This window comes from Cellulomonas sp. ICMP 17802 (assembly GCF_041295535.1).
Classification (GTDB): domain Bacteria; phylum Actinomycetota; class Actinomycetes; order Actinomycetales; family Cellulomonadaceae; genus Cellulomonas.
Genome location: NZ_JBGFQZ010000001.1, coordinates 394,161 through 408,071 on the forward strand (window position 1 = coordinate 394,161; position 13,911 = coordinate 408,071).

Genomic DNA, 13,911 nt, shown 5'->3' on the forward strand with positions numbered 1-13,911 from the left:
GGTCAGCGTCCGGGGCGGGGCTTGCGCGGCTTCGGCTTCCCCTTCGCCGACGACGCCCGGCCCTTGCCGGACGACGACGCCCCACCCTTGCCCGACGACGAGGCGCCGCCCTTGCCGGACGACGACGGACCCCCGGCTCGACCGGTCGGCTTCTTCGCGGGCAGCTCGGGCGCGGGAGCCGGCGCACCGACCCCGCGGCTCGACGTCGCCGTGCGGCCGCGGACGATCCCGATGAACTCCTCGGTCAGGTCGTCGTAGCGGTCGGTCACCCAGGCCAGGCCCACGGCGGACCCGGGGGCGTCGCGCACCACGCGCGCGGTCAGCCCACGCCTCTGGTGCAGGCGGCCGAGCGACTGCGGCAGCACGAGCACCGCGACGCCGGCGGCGACCAGGTCGACCGCGTCGGCGGTGGTGGGGACCGGGTCGCCCGCGAACGGCGTGCCGGGCGGCTCGGCCCAGTGCAGCGTGTCGTCGAGCGGGACCACGACGGTCTCGTCCACCAGGTCGGCGGCGTCCAGCTCCTCGACGACGGTGACCAGGTGGTCCTTGGGCACCACGACGACGGTGGCCTCGGTGTACAGGGGGATCACCGAGAGGTCGTCGCCGGCCGCGGGCAGCCGGAGCAGCGCGACGTCGGCGGCCCCGGAGCGCAGCAGGTCGGGGGCGTGGGCCGGCTCGGTGTGCACGAGCTCGACGGGGACGTCGCGCAGCCGCTCCTGCCAGACCCGCAGCCAGCGGTCGGGGTTGACGCCGGGGGACAGGGCGACCCGGAACGTCCTCGGCGCGGTCATCGGACCCTCCGGAAGACGAGGTCGCGCACCTCGTGGCCGAGGTCCAGCCCGCGCTGCTCGAACTTGGTGACCGGGCGGTCCGGCGGTCGGGGGGTGAACCCGTCGGCGGTGTTCTCCAGCCCGGGGTCGGCGGTCAGCACCTCGAGCATGGCGTCGGCGTACTCCACCCAGTCGGTGGCGCAGTGCAGGGTGCCGCCGACGCGGAGCCGGGACCGCAGCAGGGCGACGTGCGCCGGCTGCACCAGCCGGCGCTTGCGGTGGCGGGCCTTGGGCCACGGGTCGGGGAAGTACACGTGCACCGCGTCGAGCGAGTCGACGGGCAGCACCCGGCGGACCAGGTCGAGGGCGTCACCGTGGGCGACCCGCACGTTGGTGAGGCCCGCACGGTCCAGCAGGCCGAGCAGGTGGGCGACGCCGGGCAGGTGCGCCTCCACCGCGAGGTAGTCGCGGGCGGGGTCGGCGGCCGCCATGGTCGCGGTCGTCTCGCCCATGCCGGAGCCGATCTCCAGCACCAGCGGCGCCGACCGGCCGAAGAGCGCGGTGGTGTCCAGCGAGCCGTCCGCGCCGCGGGGGGCGGGGGAGCGGTCGTCGTGCACCGAGAACCCGAACCGCGGCCAGAGGGTCCGCAGCGCCTCCTCGCGTTCGGGACCGAGGGGCGACCGGCGCGGGTGGAAGGTCCGCAGCGGCTCGTGGGGTCGCGAGGCCACGTGGCGGAACGCGTCGGACGGGAGGGTCACGGTCGTCCAGCCTAGGCGGCGGGCCGTCAGTCGCCGACGACGGGGCCCATCAGCGCGAACACCTCGCCGAACGGGCCCGACGCGATCGCCATGCGGCCGAAGGGGGTGTCGGTCGGCGGGCTGACCACCGCCCCGCCCAGCTGGGCGACCTGCCCGGCCGACTCGTCGACGTCGGTGACCGCGAAGTAGAGGGTCCACGCGGCAGGGGCGTCGGCACCGGCCTGCTCCCCGTAGCCGCCGACCCCGGCGAGCGGCGTCCCGCCCAGGGACACCGACGCGTACTCGAACCCGGGCGCGCTCAGGTCCTCGGCGGTGTAGCCGAACACCCGCCGGTAGAACGCCAGCGCGCTCGGCTGGTCGTGCACCATGACCTCCGACCACACCACGGACCCGGGCTCCTCGACGACGTCCCAGCCCGTGTGCGTGCCGGGCTGCCAGACCCCGAAGACGGCCCCGGCGGTGTCGACGAAGATCGCCATGGAGCCGAAGTCCATGATCGCCATGGCCGGCACGATCTCCTGCCCGCCGGCGTCGGCGATCGCGGCCGAGGTCGCGGCGAGGTCGTCGGTGGCCAGGTACACGCACCAGGCCGGGGGCGGCGCGGGCTCGTCGCCCATCGGCTCGCCCAGCCCGACCACCCGTCGCCCGTCGACGAACGCCTGGGTGTAGGAGCCGACCTCGGGCCCACCCACCTCGAACTCCCAGCCGAACAGGGGGCCGTAGAAGGCCCGGGCGGCGTCGAGGTCCGGGACCGTGATGTCGGCCCAGGCCGGGGTTCCGGTGGGCCAGGCCTCGCGATGGGTGGTCATGGTGACACCCAACACCCGGGTCGGTGTCGGCGCCACCAGGTGCCCGGACCAGGGCAGATGCCGACGAACGGGAGACATCGGGCAGCCGGTGTGCTACTCACGTCACATGGCGGACGCGCGCGACGACCGGGAGCCGCTGGTCGACGTCGTGCCCGCGGCGGCGGGCAGCGAGCCGCCCGGCGAGCACGGCGAGAGCGGGCTCACGGTGGTCGTCGCGTTCGGCGCCAACCTGCTCATCGCCGTCGCCAAGACCGCGGCCGCGATGATCACGGCGTCGGCGTCCATGCTCGCGGAGGCCGCGCACTCGTGGGCGGACGCGGGCAACGAGATCTTCCTCCTCATCGCGCAGCGGCGGGCGGGCAAGCCGCCGGACCCCACGCACCCGCTCGGCCACGGCCGGGAGGTCTACGTCTGGTCGCTGTTCGCCGCCATCGGGCTGTTCGCCGTCGGCGCGGGTGTCTCCATCACGCACGGGATCCAGGAGCTCGCGCACCCGGAGCCCGCCAGCGACTTCGGGGTCGCGTACGTGGTGCTCGGGGTGTCGTTCGTGCTCGAGGGGATCTCGTTCGTGCAGGCGTCGCGGCAGGCGAAGCGCGGGGCGGCCCGGCAGGACAAGGACCTGGTGGCGCACATCCTCGAGACGTCGGACCCCACCGTGCGGGCGGTCTTCTTCGAGGACGCCGCGGCCCTGGTCGGCCTCGTCATCGCCGCCGCGGGCATCGGCCTGCACCAGCTGACGGGTTCGCCCGTGCCCGACGCGGTCGGCTCGATCCTGGTCGGCGTGCTGCTCGGGGTCGTGGCCGTGGTGCTCATCGACCGCAACCGCAGGTTCCTGGTGGGTCAGGTGGCGGACCCGCGTCTGCAGGCGGCCGCGCTGCGCGCGCTGCTCGAGCTGCCGGAGATCGAGCGCGTCACCGAGCTGCGCCTGGAGTACGTGGGCGCCCGGCAGGTCTACCTGACCGGCGCGGTGGATCTCACCGGCAACCTGGCCGAGGACGACGCGTCGCACGTGCTGGCGTCCCTGGAGCGCCGGATCGCGCGGACGCCCGCCGTGGTCGGAGCCCTTCTCTCGTTGTCGGAGCCCGAGGAGCCGTCGCTGTGACCACCGCACCAGAGCCCGTCGTCGAGGAGCCGTTCCGCGTCCCGGTAGCGGGCCTCGTGCGGCTCGCCGTGCCCGCCGCGATCATCGGCATCGGGTGCGCGCTCACGCTCTTCGCGCTCAGCTGGCTGGCCAAGCAGCTCGAGGGCTGGGTCTGGGACGACCTCAGCGCCGCGGTCGGCGTGAGCTCGGACTCGGCGCTCTGGATCATCGGCGTGCTCACGGCCACCGGCCTGCTGATCGGGCTCGTGGTGCGCTACGTCCCCGGTCACGCGGGCCCGGACCCGGCCACCCAGGAGCTGGTGGCCGCGCCGCTGCCGCTGCGGGTGCTGCCCGGGCTCGCGCTGGCGCTGGTGCTCATGCTGGCGGGCGGCGTCAGCCTCGGGCCCGAGAACCCGATCATCGGCATCAACGTGGGCCTCGCGGTCGCGTTCGGACTGCGGTTCCTGCCCAAGGTGAACGCCCCGGTCTGGCTCGCCATCGCGGTCTCGGGCACCATCGGCGCGATGTTCGGCACGCCCGTCGCGGCGGCGCTGCTGCTCTCGGAGCTGGACGCCGGCGACCGCAGGATCCCGCTGTGGGACCGGCTGTTCGCGCCGCTCGTCGCCGCCACCACGGGCGCGCTCACCATGCTGCAGCTGGAGGACCTGGACCTCTCCGTGGACGTCCCGGCCTACACGTACGCGGGGCTGAAGGACCTCGGCCTCGCGGTGGTCATTGCGCTGGGCGCGGCCGCCGTCGGGCTGATCGCCGTCTACCTGTTCGTGCCGATGCACCGGATCTTCCAGCGCATCGGCCACCCCGTCCTCATGCTCACGGCGGGCGGCCTGCTGCTCGGCCTGCTCGGTGCCCTCGGGGGAGAGGTGACCCTGTTCAAGGGCCTCTCGCAGATGCAGGAGCTCCCGGGGCTGGCCGCCACCACGACGGCCGCCGGGTTCCTGGCGATGGCCGGCATCAAGCTCCTCGCGCTGCTGGTCGCCGCCACGTCGGGGTTCCGCGGCGGACGGATCTTCCCGGCGCTGTTCGTCGGGGTCGCGCTCGGGTTCGCCGTGCACACCCTCTGGGACGCCGTGCCGCTGGCGCTCGCGGTGGGCGCGGGGGTGGTCGGCATTGTCGTCGCGGCCACGCGCAACGGCTGGCTGAGCCTGTTCATGGCGGTCGCCGTGGTGCCGCAGGTGTCGCTGCTGATCGGGTTGCTGCTGGCCACGCTGGCCGCCTGGCTGCTGGTGACCAACCGGCCGCCCCTGCTGGCGCCGCCCGGGGACGGGCGCGCGCCCGGCCGAGAGCGCGCCCCCGCGGCCTAAGGGAGCCGGGCGTCGAGGAACGCGAGCACGTCGGCGACGTAGGTGTCGCGGGCCGGCCGCGGGGACAGCGCGAGGTCGTGCGCGCCGCCGGGCACCTCGACGAAGGTCACGTCCGGTCCGAGGTTCGGCGCCAGCCGCCGCATGTCCGCCACGTCCAGCACCGAGTCGGTGGTGACCAGGGCGTCGTGCCACGCATCGTCGGGGCCCGAGGCGTCGGAGGCCAGCACCAGCACCGGGACGTCGATCGCGAGCCCCCGGGCCACCCGCTTGTGCCCGCGACGGATCGTCCGGACGAAGCCGGCCCGGACGGGGAACCCGTCGAGCGGCTTCCACGCGAGGTCGTAGGACCACTCTCCGCCGGTGCCCTCGTGCAGCGCGCGGCCGTAGAACGGGCCCAGCTTCGCGATGGGCAGGCTCGGAGCGACCGCGCCGACGCCGTCGAGCACGGTCGTGAGCACCGTGCGCTCGAACCGCGAGCCGCGCAGGTCCAGCCACGGGCTGTTGAGCACGAGCGCGTCGATGAGGCCCTCGCCGCGACGCGAGTCGGCCCACAGGGACGTGACCAGCCCGCCCATCGAGTGCCCGAGCAGCACCACCTCGTCGTGGTCGGCCCGGACCACCCGGACCGCCGCGTCGATCTCCTCGGCGAACGCGCCGAGGTCGGTGACGTAGTTGGCCGGGCGGCCGTCGCGGATCGAGCGTCCGTAGTCGCGCAGGTCGAGGGCGTAGACGTCGTAGCCGTGCGCGCCCATCGCGTCGCCGAACCCGGTGTGGAAGAAGTAGTCGACGAAGCCGTGCACGTAGAGCAGCGCGCGCCGGCTCGGGGTCCCCGTGCGGTGCACCAGGGTGGCGACGGGGTCGGGCGTGCGGCCGTCGGGCCGCAGCGGGAGCGTGCGGGAGGTCCAGCCGGGGCCGAGCACGTCCGGGGCGTCGTCGTCCATGGCGTGATCGTGCCACGGGTGAGCGCGGACAGACTTGAGCGGAATAGACTCAACTCTGACGGTCGTTGCGACGGGCAGAGAACACGACACACAGGAGGACACGTGGACGCCAAGTTCACCACCCGGTCCCAGGAGGCCCTGGGCGACGCCATCCAGCAGGCGTCCGCCGCCGGCAACCCGCAGCTCGAGCCCGCGCACGTGCTCAACGCCCTGCTCCAGCAGGAGGGCGGCGTGGCCAACGGGCTGCTCGACGCCGTCGGCGCCGACCGCGGGGCGCTCGGCCGCGCGGTCCGGGGGATGCTCGTCAACCTGCCCACCACCAGCGGCTCGACCGTCGCGCAGCCGTCCGCGTCCCGTGCCACGTCGACCGCGCTCGAGGCCGCCTCCTCCGAGGCGCGCTCGCTCGGCGACGACTACGTCTCCACCGAGCACCTGCTGCTCGGCCTGGCCACCGGGCAGTCCGGCGTGGCCGACGCGCTGCGCGCCCAGGGCGCGTCCCGCGACGCGCTCGCGGCCGCACTGCCGGCGGTGCGCGGTTCGGCGCGCGTCACGACGCCCAACCCCGAGGGCACCTACAAGGCGCTCGAGCAGTACGGCCTCGACCTGACGCAGCGGGCGCGCGAGGGCAAGCTCGACCCCGTGATCGGCCGCGACGCCGAGATCCGCCGCGTGGTGCAGGTGCTCTCGCGCCGCACCAAGAACAACCCCGTGCTCATCGGCGAGCCCGGCGTCGGCAAGACCGCCGTGGTCGAGGGGCTCGCGCAGCGCATCGTCGCCGGTGACGTGCCCGAGTCGCTGCGCGGCAAGAAGCTCGTGGCGCTCGACCTGGCCGCCATGGTGGCCGGCGCCAAGTACCGCGGGGAGTTCGAGGAGCGGCTCAAGGCCGTGCTGGCCGAGATCACGGGCTCCAACGGCGAGGTCGTCACGTTCATCGACGAGCTCCACACGGTGGTCGGCGCGGGCGCCGGCTCCGAGGGCGCGATGGACGCGGGCAACATGCTCAAGCCCATGCTGGCCCGCGGCGAGCTGCGCCTGGTGGGTGCCACGACGCTCGACGAGTACCGCGAGCGCATCGAGAAGGACCCCGCGCTCGAGCGCCGGTTCCAGCAGGTGTTCGTCGGCGAGCCGTCCGTGGAGGACACCGTCGCCATCCTGCGCGGGCTCAAGGAGCGGTACGAGGCGCACCACAAGGTGACCATCGCGGACTCGGCCCTCGTCGCGGCGGCGACCCTGTCCGACCGGTACATCACCGGCCGTCAGCTGCCCGACAAGGCCATCGACCTGGTCGACGAGGCCGCCTCGCGCTTGCGCATGGAGCTGGACTCCTCGCCGGTCGAGATCGACGAGCTGCAGCGTGCCGTCACCCGGCTCGAGATGGAGGAGGTCGTGCTCAGCGAGTCCGACGACCCCGCCTCGGCCGACCGCCTGGAGCGGCTGCGCAAGGACCTGGCCGACCGGCGCGAGGACCTGGCGTCCCTGACCGCGCGGTGGGAGAAGGAGAAGGCCGGGCACAACCTGGTCGGCGAGCTCAAGGCCCGGCTGGACACGCTGCGCACCGACGCCGAGCGGCTGCTGCGCGAGGGCGAGAACGAGAAGGCCGCGCGCATCCTCTACGGCGAGATCCCCGCGCTGCAGGAGCAGATCTCGGTGGCCGAGGCCGAGGAGGCGTCGATCGACGCCGCGCCCGACGGCCCGCCGATGATCGCCGAAAAGGTGGGTCCCGACGAGGTGGCCGAGGTGGTCGCGCAGTGGACCGGGATCCCCGCCGGCCGGCTGCTCGAGGGCGAGACCGCCAAGCTGCTGCGCATGGAGGAGGTGCTGGGCGAGCGCCTGATCGGCCAGCGCCCCGCCGTCGCCGCGGTGTCCGACGCGGTCCGCCGCGCCCGCGCGGGCATCTCCGACCCCGACCGCCCGACGGGCAGCTTCCTGTTCCTCGGGCCCACCGGCGTCGGCAAGACCGAGCTGGCCAAGGCGCTCGCGGACTTCCTGTTCGACGACGAGCGCGCCATGGTCCGCATCGACATGTCCGAGTACGCCGAGAAGCACTCGGTGGCCCGGCTCGTCGGCGCGCCCCCCGGGTACGTCGGGTACGAGGAGGGCGGCCAGCTGACCGAGGCCGTGCGGCGTCGCCCGTACTCCGTGGTGCTGCTCGACGAGGTGGAGAAGGCGCACCCCGAGGTGTTCGACGTGCTGCTGCAGGTGCTCGACGACGGTCGCCTGACCGACGGGCAGGGGCGCACGGTCGACTTCCGCAACGTGATCCTGGTGCTCACGTCGAACCTCGGCTCGCAGTTCCTGGTGGACCCGATGCTCTCCGAGGACGAGAAGCGCGACGCGGTCATGTCCGCCGTGCGCACGGCGTTCAAGCCCGAGTTCCTCAACCGCCTGGACGACGTTGTGCTCTTCGACCCGCTGTCGCTCGACGAGATCGGGCACATCGTGGAGCTGCAGGTCGCCGCACTGGCCACGCGCCTGACCGACCGGCGGCTGACGCTCCAGGTCACGCCCGCCGCGCGCGAGTGGCTCGCGCTCGAGGGGTACGACCCGGCCTACGGCGCACGGCCCCTGCGGCGCCTGGTGCAGAAGGAGATCGGCGACCGGCTGGCCCGGCAGATCCTGTCGGGCGAGGTCCGCGACGGCGACACCGTGGTGGTGGAGCGCGGCGGGGACGGGCTGGAGGTCAGCAGCACGCGGTGACGGGTGGCGCTGGTTACCACCTGGTCGGGATTGGTCCCGCGTGGGATCCTGGCGCCATGACCACCGAGGTGACGACCGGGCCGGGCGCCCGCGCCGGCGGCTACGCCAAGGGGCGGGCGACCCGCGAGGAGATCCTCGACGCGGCCGTGCAGCTGTTCGGCGAGGTTGGCTACCACACGGCCTCCCTGCGCGAGGTGGCCTCCCGCGTCGGCATCTCGCACCCCGGCCTGCTGCACCACTTCCCCAGCAAGGCGGCCCTGCTGGCGGCGGTCCTGGAGCGTCGCGACGAGGTCGACGGGCTGGCCATCCGCGCCGACCTGGACGCCGGGCACGACTACCTCGACGCGCTGTCGATGCTGGTCGAGCGCAACGCGTCGCGGCCCGGCATCGTCCAGCTGTTCGCGACGCTCTCCGCGGAGGCCACGTCGCCGGACCACCCCGCGCACGCGTTCTTCCAGGAGCGCTACCGCAGGGTCGTGGCGCGCTCGGTCGCCGAGCTCGAGCGGTTCCGCGACGAGGGCCGCCTCCGCCCGGGCATCGACCCGGTGACCGCCGCGCGCCTGACCATCGCGGTCATGGACGGCATGCAGATCCAGTGGCTGCTGGCCGCGGACACCCCCGAGAGCCGCCCCGACATGGCGGCCGCCCTGCGCGCCCAGCTCGCGGCCCTGCTCACCGACTGACTGCGCCTGTCATCACATGCCGGACGGGTCGACGCCGTCGGCGAGCTCGGACCAGAACGGCACCCGGAGCGACGGGTCGGGCACGGGGACGGGCCCCGAGCGGCCGAGGAACTCGCGCGCGAGGTAGTCGGTGAGGTCGGAGCCGTAGCGGATGACGTCCGTCTGGTAGATCGAGAAGACGGGCGTCCCCGGTCGCGCGGCGCCGCCCGGCAGGTAGCGGTGCGCGTAGACCGGCACCATCGTCGGGACGGCCGCGAGCCGGCTCCGCGCGGCGGCCTCGAGGCCCTCGGGCGGCCGGGGACCCCAGGAGGCCGGCCAGAAGCCGTCGTGCAGGACGTCGTGCACGACGCCGTCGACCGGCCACGCCAGGCGGGCGCGCAGCGGTGTCTCGTCGTCGTCCAGCCAGTCCGGCCAACCGTCGCCCACCGGGACCGCGCGACCGAGCAGCTCGCGGTGGTCGGAGCAGAAGGTGAACCCGAACCGCCGCTCGACCTCCGCGATCTCGTCGGAGGTCAGCGCAGGGTCGAGCCACACCCCCGCGGCGTCGAGCCGGTCCAGCGCCGCGTCGAGGTCCATCGGGCGATCCTCGCAGGTGCGGCCGGCCCGCCCGATCAGCCCGCGGCGGCCTCGGTCACCAGGGCGTCCAGCGCCTCGCGGTCGAAGCCGGCCATGCCGAACTCCGCGATGACCTTGGCGGGCATCTGCAGGATCATCGCCTGCATGGTCTCGTCCATCGGGCCCATGCCGGCGGGGGGCACCAGCGCGGCCTGCAGCAGGGGGCCGCCGACGGGGTGCGCGAACCACTCCTCGACCGTCGACATCGGCGTGAGCTCGCCCCAGAGCGGCTCGCCCTCGACGTCGAGCGACACCGACCCGCGCAGGTCCCGGGACGAGGCGCCGACCTCGATGACGAACTCGCCGCCCTCGACCACCCAGCGGCGCAGGCCCGGGTGCCAGTACGACAGGTCCCGCGCGGTCAGCGCGAACGAGACCTCGCGGGACTCGCCCGGCTCGAGCGGCACCTTGGCGAACGCCTTGAGCTCGCGCGTCGGGCGCAGCACCGAGGCCTGCGGGTCCCGGACGTAGACCTGGACCACCTCGGCGCCGGCGACCGGCCCCGTGTTGGTGATCGTCGCGGTCACCGTGACGTCGGTGCCGTCGGCGGTCGCCGCCACGTCGTCATAGGCGAAGGTCGTGTAGGAGAGTCCGTGCCCGAACGGGTAGGCGACGTCCATCGCGCGGGTGTCGTACCAGCGGTAGCCCACCAGCACGCCCTCGCCGTAGCGGACGACGCCGGCCTCGCCCGGGAAGTTGCCGAACGCCGGGGTGTCCTCGATCCGGTGCGGGATCGTCTCGGTGAGCCGGCCGGACGGGGTGCGCACGCCCAGCAGCAGGTCGGCGACCGCCGAGCCGCCGGCCTGGCCGCCGAGCCAGGTCTCGAGGATCGCCGGGGCGAGGTCGCGCCAGTCGGTCACGCTGACGGCCGAGCCGTTGGCGAGCACGACGACCACCCGCGGGTTGACCGCCGCGATCGCGCGCAGGGTCGCCACCTGGTTGTCAGGCAGGCCGAGCCGCGGGCGGTCGTAGCCCTCGGACTCGTCGGGGCCCGGCAGGCCGAGGAACGCGACGACGGTGTCGGCGCCGCGCGCCGTGTCCACGGCCTCGGCCAGCAGCTCCTCGTCGGAACCCGACGGACCGCCCGCGATGGTGAAGCCCGCGGCGAAGGCGACGTCGCCGGCCGACCGCAGCGCGTCCAGCGCGGAGTCGAGCCGCGTCGGGTTCACCTGCGACGAGCCGGCGCCCTGGTAGCGCGGGGTGCGCGCGAACTCGCCGATCACCGCGACGCCCTCGGTCGAACGAAGCGGCAGCAGGCCGCCGTCGTTCTTGAGCAGCACCGACCCGGCCGCCGCGGCCTCGCGGGCGAGCTCGTGGTGGGCGTCCACGTCGAACGAGTCGTCCGACGACAGGCCGGGCAGCGACTGCGCGACCAGCCGCAGCACCCGGCGGACGGCGACGTCGAGCACGGCCTCGTCCAGCGAGCCGTCGCGGACGGCGGCCACGACCTCGGCGTCGGGACGCGGGCCGGCGGCCGGCATCTGCAGGTCGAGGCCCGCGGCGAGCGCGGGGACGCGGTCGTGCACGGCGCCCCAGTCGGAGACGACGAGCCCCTCGAACGCCCACTCGTCGCGCAGCACCTCGGTGAGCAGCCAGTGGTTCTCGGACGCGTACGTGCCGTTGACCTTGTTGTACGCGCACATCACGGTCCACGGCTGGGCGTTCGTCACCACCCGCTCGAACGCCGGCAGGTAGATCTCGCGCAGGGTCCGCTCGTCGACCTCGGCCGACACGCGCATGCGGTCGGACTCCTGGTTGTTGGCCGCGAAGTGCTTGAGCGACGTGCCCACGCCCTGGCTCTGGATGCCGCGGACGATCGCGGTGCCCAGCTCGCCCGCGACCACGGGGTCCTCGGAGACGTACTCGAAGTTGCGGCCGCACAGCGGCGTCCGCTTGATGTTGACCCCCGGGCCCAGCAGGACGGCGACGTCGTTGGCCCGCGTCTCGCGCCCGAGCGCCTCGCCCACGCGGGTGACCAGCTCGACGTCCCACGACGAGCCCAGCGCGGCCGCGGTCGGGAAGCACGTGGCCGGGACGGAGTTGCCGAGGCCCAGGTGGTCGGCGTCCTCGGGCTGCTTGCGCAGGCCGTGCGGGCCGTCAGTGACCATGATCGCGGGCACCCCGGCGCGCTCGACGCCCTGCGTGTGCCAGAAGTCGGAGCCGGACGTCAGGGACGCCTTCTCCTCCAGGGTCAGCTGGGCCAGGACTCGTTCGACGTCGAAGACCTGCGCCATCGCGGGGTTCCTCCTCGGTGGGGTTGGTGCCGCCACCCTAACCCATTACCTACCACGTGGTAAGTGTCTGGGATCAGGGGAGGTTCGCCGACCCGTCGAGGAACGACCCGGTGACGCCGCCCCCGTCGACCACCGCCAGGCACAGCCCGATGCGGTCCCCTTTCGCCCACGAGCGCTCGGTCGGCGACCACGTCACGGTCCGGACGCCGGCGCCGATCTCGGCGTCGTCGAGCACGCAGGCGCGCGCCACGCGGGCGTCGGCCGCCTGCTGGCCGGGCCAGACGGCGTTCTCGGCGAACGAGAACTCGGTGATCACCTGCGCCTCGTGGGGGTCGGCGCAGGGCACCACCCGGACCGAGTCGACCGGGCCGTCCGCCGGGACCGTGGCCAGGCAGTTGCCCGTGACCAGCTGCTGGGCGTGCGCGCTCCGCGCGGAGGGCACGTCGGCGGGCAGGGGGCGGGTGGCCAGCGCCGTGAGCACGAGGGTCGTGCCGACCACGGCCAGCGCTACCGTGCCCAGCATGCCGAGCACCCCGCCGGCGATGGCCAGGCCCCGGCCGCGGGTGTGCCGGGAAGCTACCCGGCGCAGGGCCACGGCGGCGAGCACGAGGGCCACCGGGCCTAGTCCGAGCAGGCCCGTGACCAGGGACCAGACGGCCGTCGGCTCGAGCGGCGGGCGCGGCGCCACCCACCCCGGCGCGTAGTGCGCCTCGGGGTAGGAGTACGGGGACGCGGGACCGGTCAGGACGACGTCCCCGCGCCCGCCAGCTGCAAGGTCCCGGCCGTCGCCGAGCCCGTCATGCCCGGCTCGTCGCCGTAGTAGACGCAGTAGGCCGAGGTGGTGCCCGCGGCGTAGTCGTCCGGGTGCGGGAAGTACAGGCTGATGTCGCCGTCGGAGAAGTAGCCGGGCAGCAGCCCCTCGGTGAGCTGGTCGCAGGCGTCCCACGCCTCGTTGTACGCCGTGTCGAACTCGTCGTCGGCGTCGAGGCTCACGGGACCCGACATCGGGATGAGGCCGACCACCTCGGCGTCGTGCGGCTCGGCGCAGTCGACCGCGTCCGTGTCGCTCATGTCGTACGTCATCGCGAAGGTGGTCAGGCACGTGCCGGTGGTCAGGTCGGTCCGCAGCGCGAAGTCGGGGAGCGTCGATCCGCTGTCCGTGCCCGGCGTGCCGCCGGACCCCTCGTCGATGCTCTGCCCGACCTCGTCGGCGACGTCCGAGAACCCACCGGTGGCGCCGAAGACCGCGAGCACGATCACGAAGTAGGCGATGACGGCCAGCATCCAGAGGATGCCGATCCCGCCGATCACGATGCCCGCGATCGCCCAGCCCCGGCCCGCCTTGCCCGACACCCGGATGCGCCGCAGCGCCGCGATGCCGAGCCCGAGGCCGACCACGCCGGGGAGCCCGCCGAGGAACATCCCGACCAGGCTGGTGACGAACGACGCGATGGCCAGGCCCTCGGTGGGCGGCGTGACGTAGGGCTGCCCGTACGGCTGCCCGTACCCGTACGGCTGCGCGCCGTAGGGCGTGGGCTGCTCGTAGCCGGGCGTCCCGTACTGCGGGGTGCCGTAGGCCGCGGGCTGGGGGGCCCCGTACTGCGGAGCCCCGTACTGGGGCGCGCCGGCCTGGGGCGCGCCGTATGGCGGAGCTCCGTACGGGGGTGCGCCGGCCTCAGGTGCGCCGAACTGCGGAGCTCCGGCCTGGGGCGCGCCGTACGGGGCGACGGGCTGGCCGTACGGGGTCGTGCCCGGCTGCGGCCCGGAAGCGCTCGGCGGCACGGCGCTGCCGGCGTACGGCAGGGGCGCCTCGAAGGCGCCGGGAGCCACGGGCGGCGTCGCCTCGGCGCCGCTGGGCTGCACGGGCGGGCCGGCCGCCGGGTCCGGGACGGCGTAGGGGTCGGGAACCGGAGCCGGCCCCCCAGGCTCGTTGCTCATGCGCGCAACCTAGCCCACTGCGCCCCCGCCCCGAACGGCCTTTCCACCGACATCACCCGCGCG

General features: G+C 74.3%; 12 protein-coding genes. 4 read left to right on the forward strand and 8 right to left on the reverse strand.

Annotated elements, in window-relative coordinates; all coding sequences use genetic code 11:
* Positions 1-2: 2 nt before the first annotated feature.
* The 3 genes from AB5970_RS02010 to AB5970_RS02020 are packed head-to-tail and all read right to left on the reverse strand — an operon-like array spanning position 3 to position 2,337.
* Entirely contained in the window at positions 3-791 is a 789-nt protein-coding gene (locus tag AB5970_RS02010) for a LysR family transcriptional regulator substrate-binding protein (RefSeq protein WP_370502220.1), read from the reverse strand.
* On the reverse strand, positions 788-1,528 hold the full coding sequence (trmB, locus tag AB5970_RS02015; protein ID WP_370502221.1) for a tRNA (guanosine(46)-N7)-methyltransferase TrmB: 741 nt from the start codon (positions 1,526-1,528) through the stop codon (positions 788-790). The genes AB5970_RS02010 and trmB overlap by 4 nt, the downstream gene beginning before the upstream one ends.
* Positions 1,529-1,554: 26 nt before the next feature.
* Complete coding sequence (locus AB5970_RS02020) at positions 1,555-2,337, reverse strand: VOC family protein (RefSeq protein WP_370502222.1); 783 nt, start codon at positions 2,335-2,337, stop codon at positions 1,555-1,557.
* Between the two features lie 106 nt (positions 2,338-2,443).
* On the opposite strand from AB5970_RS02020, the gene AB5970_RS02025 reads away from it, so the two are divergent.
* Positions 2,444-3,439, forward strand: coding sequence for a cation diffusion facilitator family transporter (locus AB5970_RS02025; RefSeq protein ID WP_370502223.1), 996 nt, complete (start codon positions 2,444-2,446; stop codon positions 3,437-3,439).
* Positions 3,436-4,740: an ion channel protein gene (locus AB5970_RS02030; RefSeq protein ID WP_370502224.1), complete on the forward strand. Its 1,305-nt coding sequence runs from the start codon at positions 3,436-3,438 to the stop codon at positions 4,738-4,740. Before AB5970_RS02025 ends, AB5970_RS02030 begins: the two co-directional genes overlap by 4 nt.
* Here AB5970_RS02030 and AB5970_RS02035 read toward each other — a convergent pair.
* A complete protein-coding gene (locus AB5970_RS02035) occupies positions 4,737-5,681 on the reverse strand; it encodes an alpha/beta hydrolase (protein WP_370502225.1) in 945 nt (314 codons plus the stop codon). The genes AB5970_RS02030 and AB5970_RS02035 overlap by 4 nt on opposite strands.
* 102 nt (positions 5,682-5,783) lie before the next feature.
* Between AB5970_RS02035 and clpB the strand changes: the two genes are divergently transcribed.
* Complete coding sequence (gene clpB / locus AB5970_RS02040) at positions 5,784-8,378, forward strand: ATP-dependent chaperone ClpB (protein WP_370502226.1); 2,595 nt, start codon at positions 5,784-5,786, stop codon at positions 8,376-8,378.
* 56 nt (positions 8,379-8,434) lie between these two features.
* The gene (locus AB5970_RS02045) at positions 8,435-9,061 is read left to right on the forward strand and encodes a TetR/AcrR family transcriptional regulator (protein WP_370502227.1); all 627 of its coding nucleotides are present in this window, start codon (positions 8,435-8,437) and stop codon (positions 9,059-9,061) included.
* Between the two features lie 12 nt (positions 9,062-9,073).
* Here the strand turns inward: AB5970_RS02045 and AB5970_RS02050 are convergent, their stop codons facing one another.
* From AB5970_RS02050 to AB5970_RS02065, 4 genes are all read right to left on the reverse strand, one after another.
* The gene (locus AB5970_RS02050; protein ID WP_370502228.1) at positions 9,074-9,637 is read right to left on the reverse strand and encodes a hypothetical protein; all 564 of its coding nucleotides are present in this window, start codon (positions 9,635-9,637) and stop codon (positions 9,074-9,076) included.
* Positions 9,638-9,672: 35 nt separating this feature from the next.
* Complete coding sequence (locus tag AB5970_RS02055; protein WP_370502229.1) at positions 9,673-11,910, reverse strand: beta-glucosidase; 2,238 nt, start codon at positions 11,908-11,910, stop codon at positions 9,673-9,675.
* A 73-nt stretch (positions 11,911-11,983) separates the two neighbouring features.
* Positions 11,984-12,598 carry a DUF4190 domain-containing protein gene (locus AB5970_RS02060; RefSeq protein ID WP_370502230.1) on the reverse strand — a complete coding sequence of 205 codons (615 nt, stop codon included), beginning with the start codon at positions 12,596-12,598 and terminating at the stop codon, positions 11,984-11,986.
* 53 nt (positions 12,599-12,651) lie between these two features.
* A complete protein-coding gene (locus AB5970_RS02065) occupies positions 12,652-13,848 on the reverse strand; it encodes a DUF4190 domain-containing protein (RefSeq protein ID WP_370502231.1) in 1,197 nt (398 codons plus the stop codon).
* Positions 13,849-13,911 lie beyond the last annotated feature (63 nt).

What these genes read in the sequence shown, in the direction of transcription:
- AB5970_RS02010 (WP_370502220.1), bottom strand. Translation starts at nt 791, where the DNA reads ATGACCGCGCCGAGGACGTTCCGGGTCGCCCTGTCCCCCGGCGTCAAC.
- AB5970_RS02020 (WP_370502222.1), bottom strand. Translation starts at nt 2,337, where the DNA reads ATGACCACCCATCGCGAGGCCTGGCCCACCGGAACCCCGGCCTGGGCC.
- AB5970_RS02025 (WP_370502223.1), top strand. Translation starts at nt 2,444, where the DNA reads ATGGCGGACGCGCGCGACGACCGGGAGCCGCTGGTCGACGTCGTGCCC.
- AB5970_RS02035 (WP_370502225.1), bottom strand. Translation starts at nt 5,681, where the DNA reads ATGGACGACGACGCCCCGGACGTGCTCGGCCCCGGCTGGACCTCCCGC.
- AB5970_RS02045 (WP_370502227.1), top strand. Translation starts at nt 8,435, where the DNA reads ATGACCACCGAGGTGACGACCGGGCCGGGCGCCCGCGCCGGCGGCTAC.
- AB5970_RS02050 (WP_370502228.1), bottom strand. Translation starts at nt 9,637, where the DNA reads ATGGACCTCGACGCGGCGCTGGACCGGCTCGACGCCGCGGGGGTGTGG.
- AB5970_RS02055 (WP_370502229.1), bottom strand. Translation starts at nt 11,910, where the DNA reads ATGGCGCAGGTCTTCGACGTCGAACGAGTCCTGGCCCAGCTGACCCTG.
- AB5970_RS02065 (WP_370502231.1), bottom strand. Translation starts at nt 13,848, where the DNA reads ATGAGCAACGAGCCTGGGGGGCCGGCTCCGGTTCCCGACCCCTACGCC.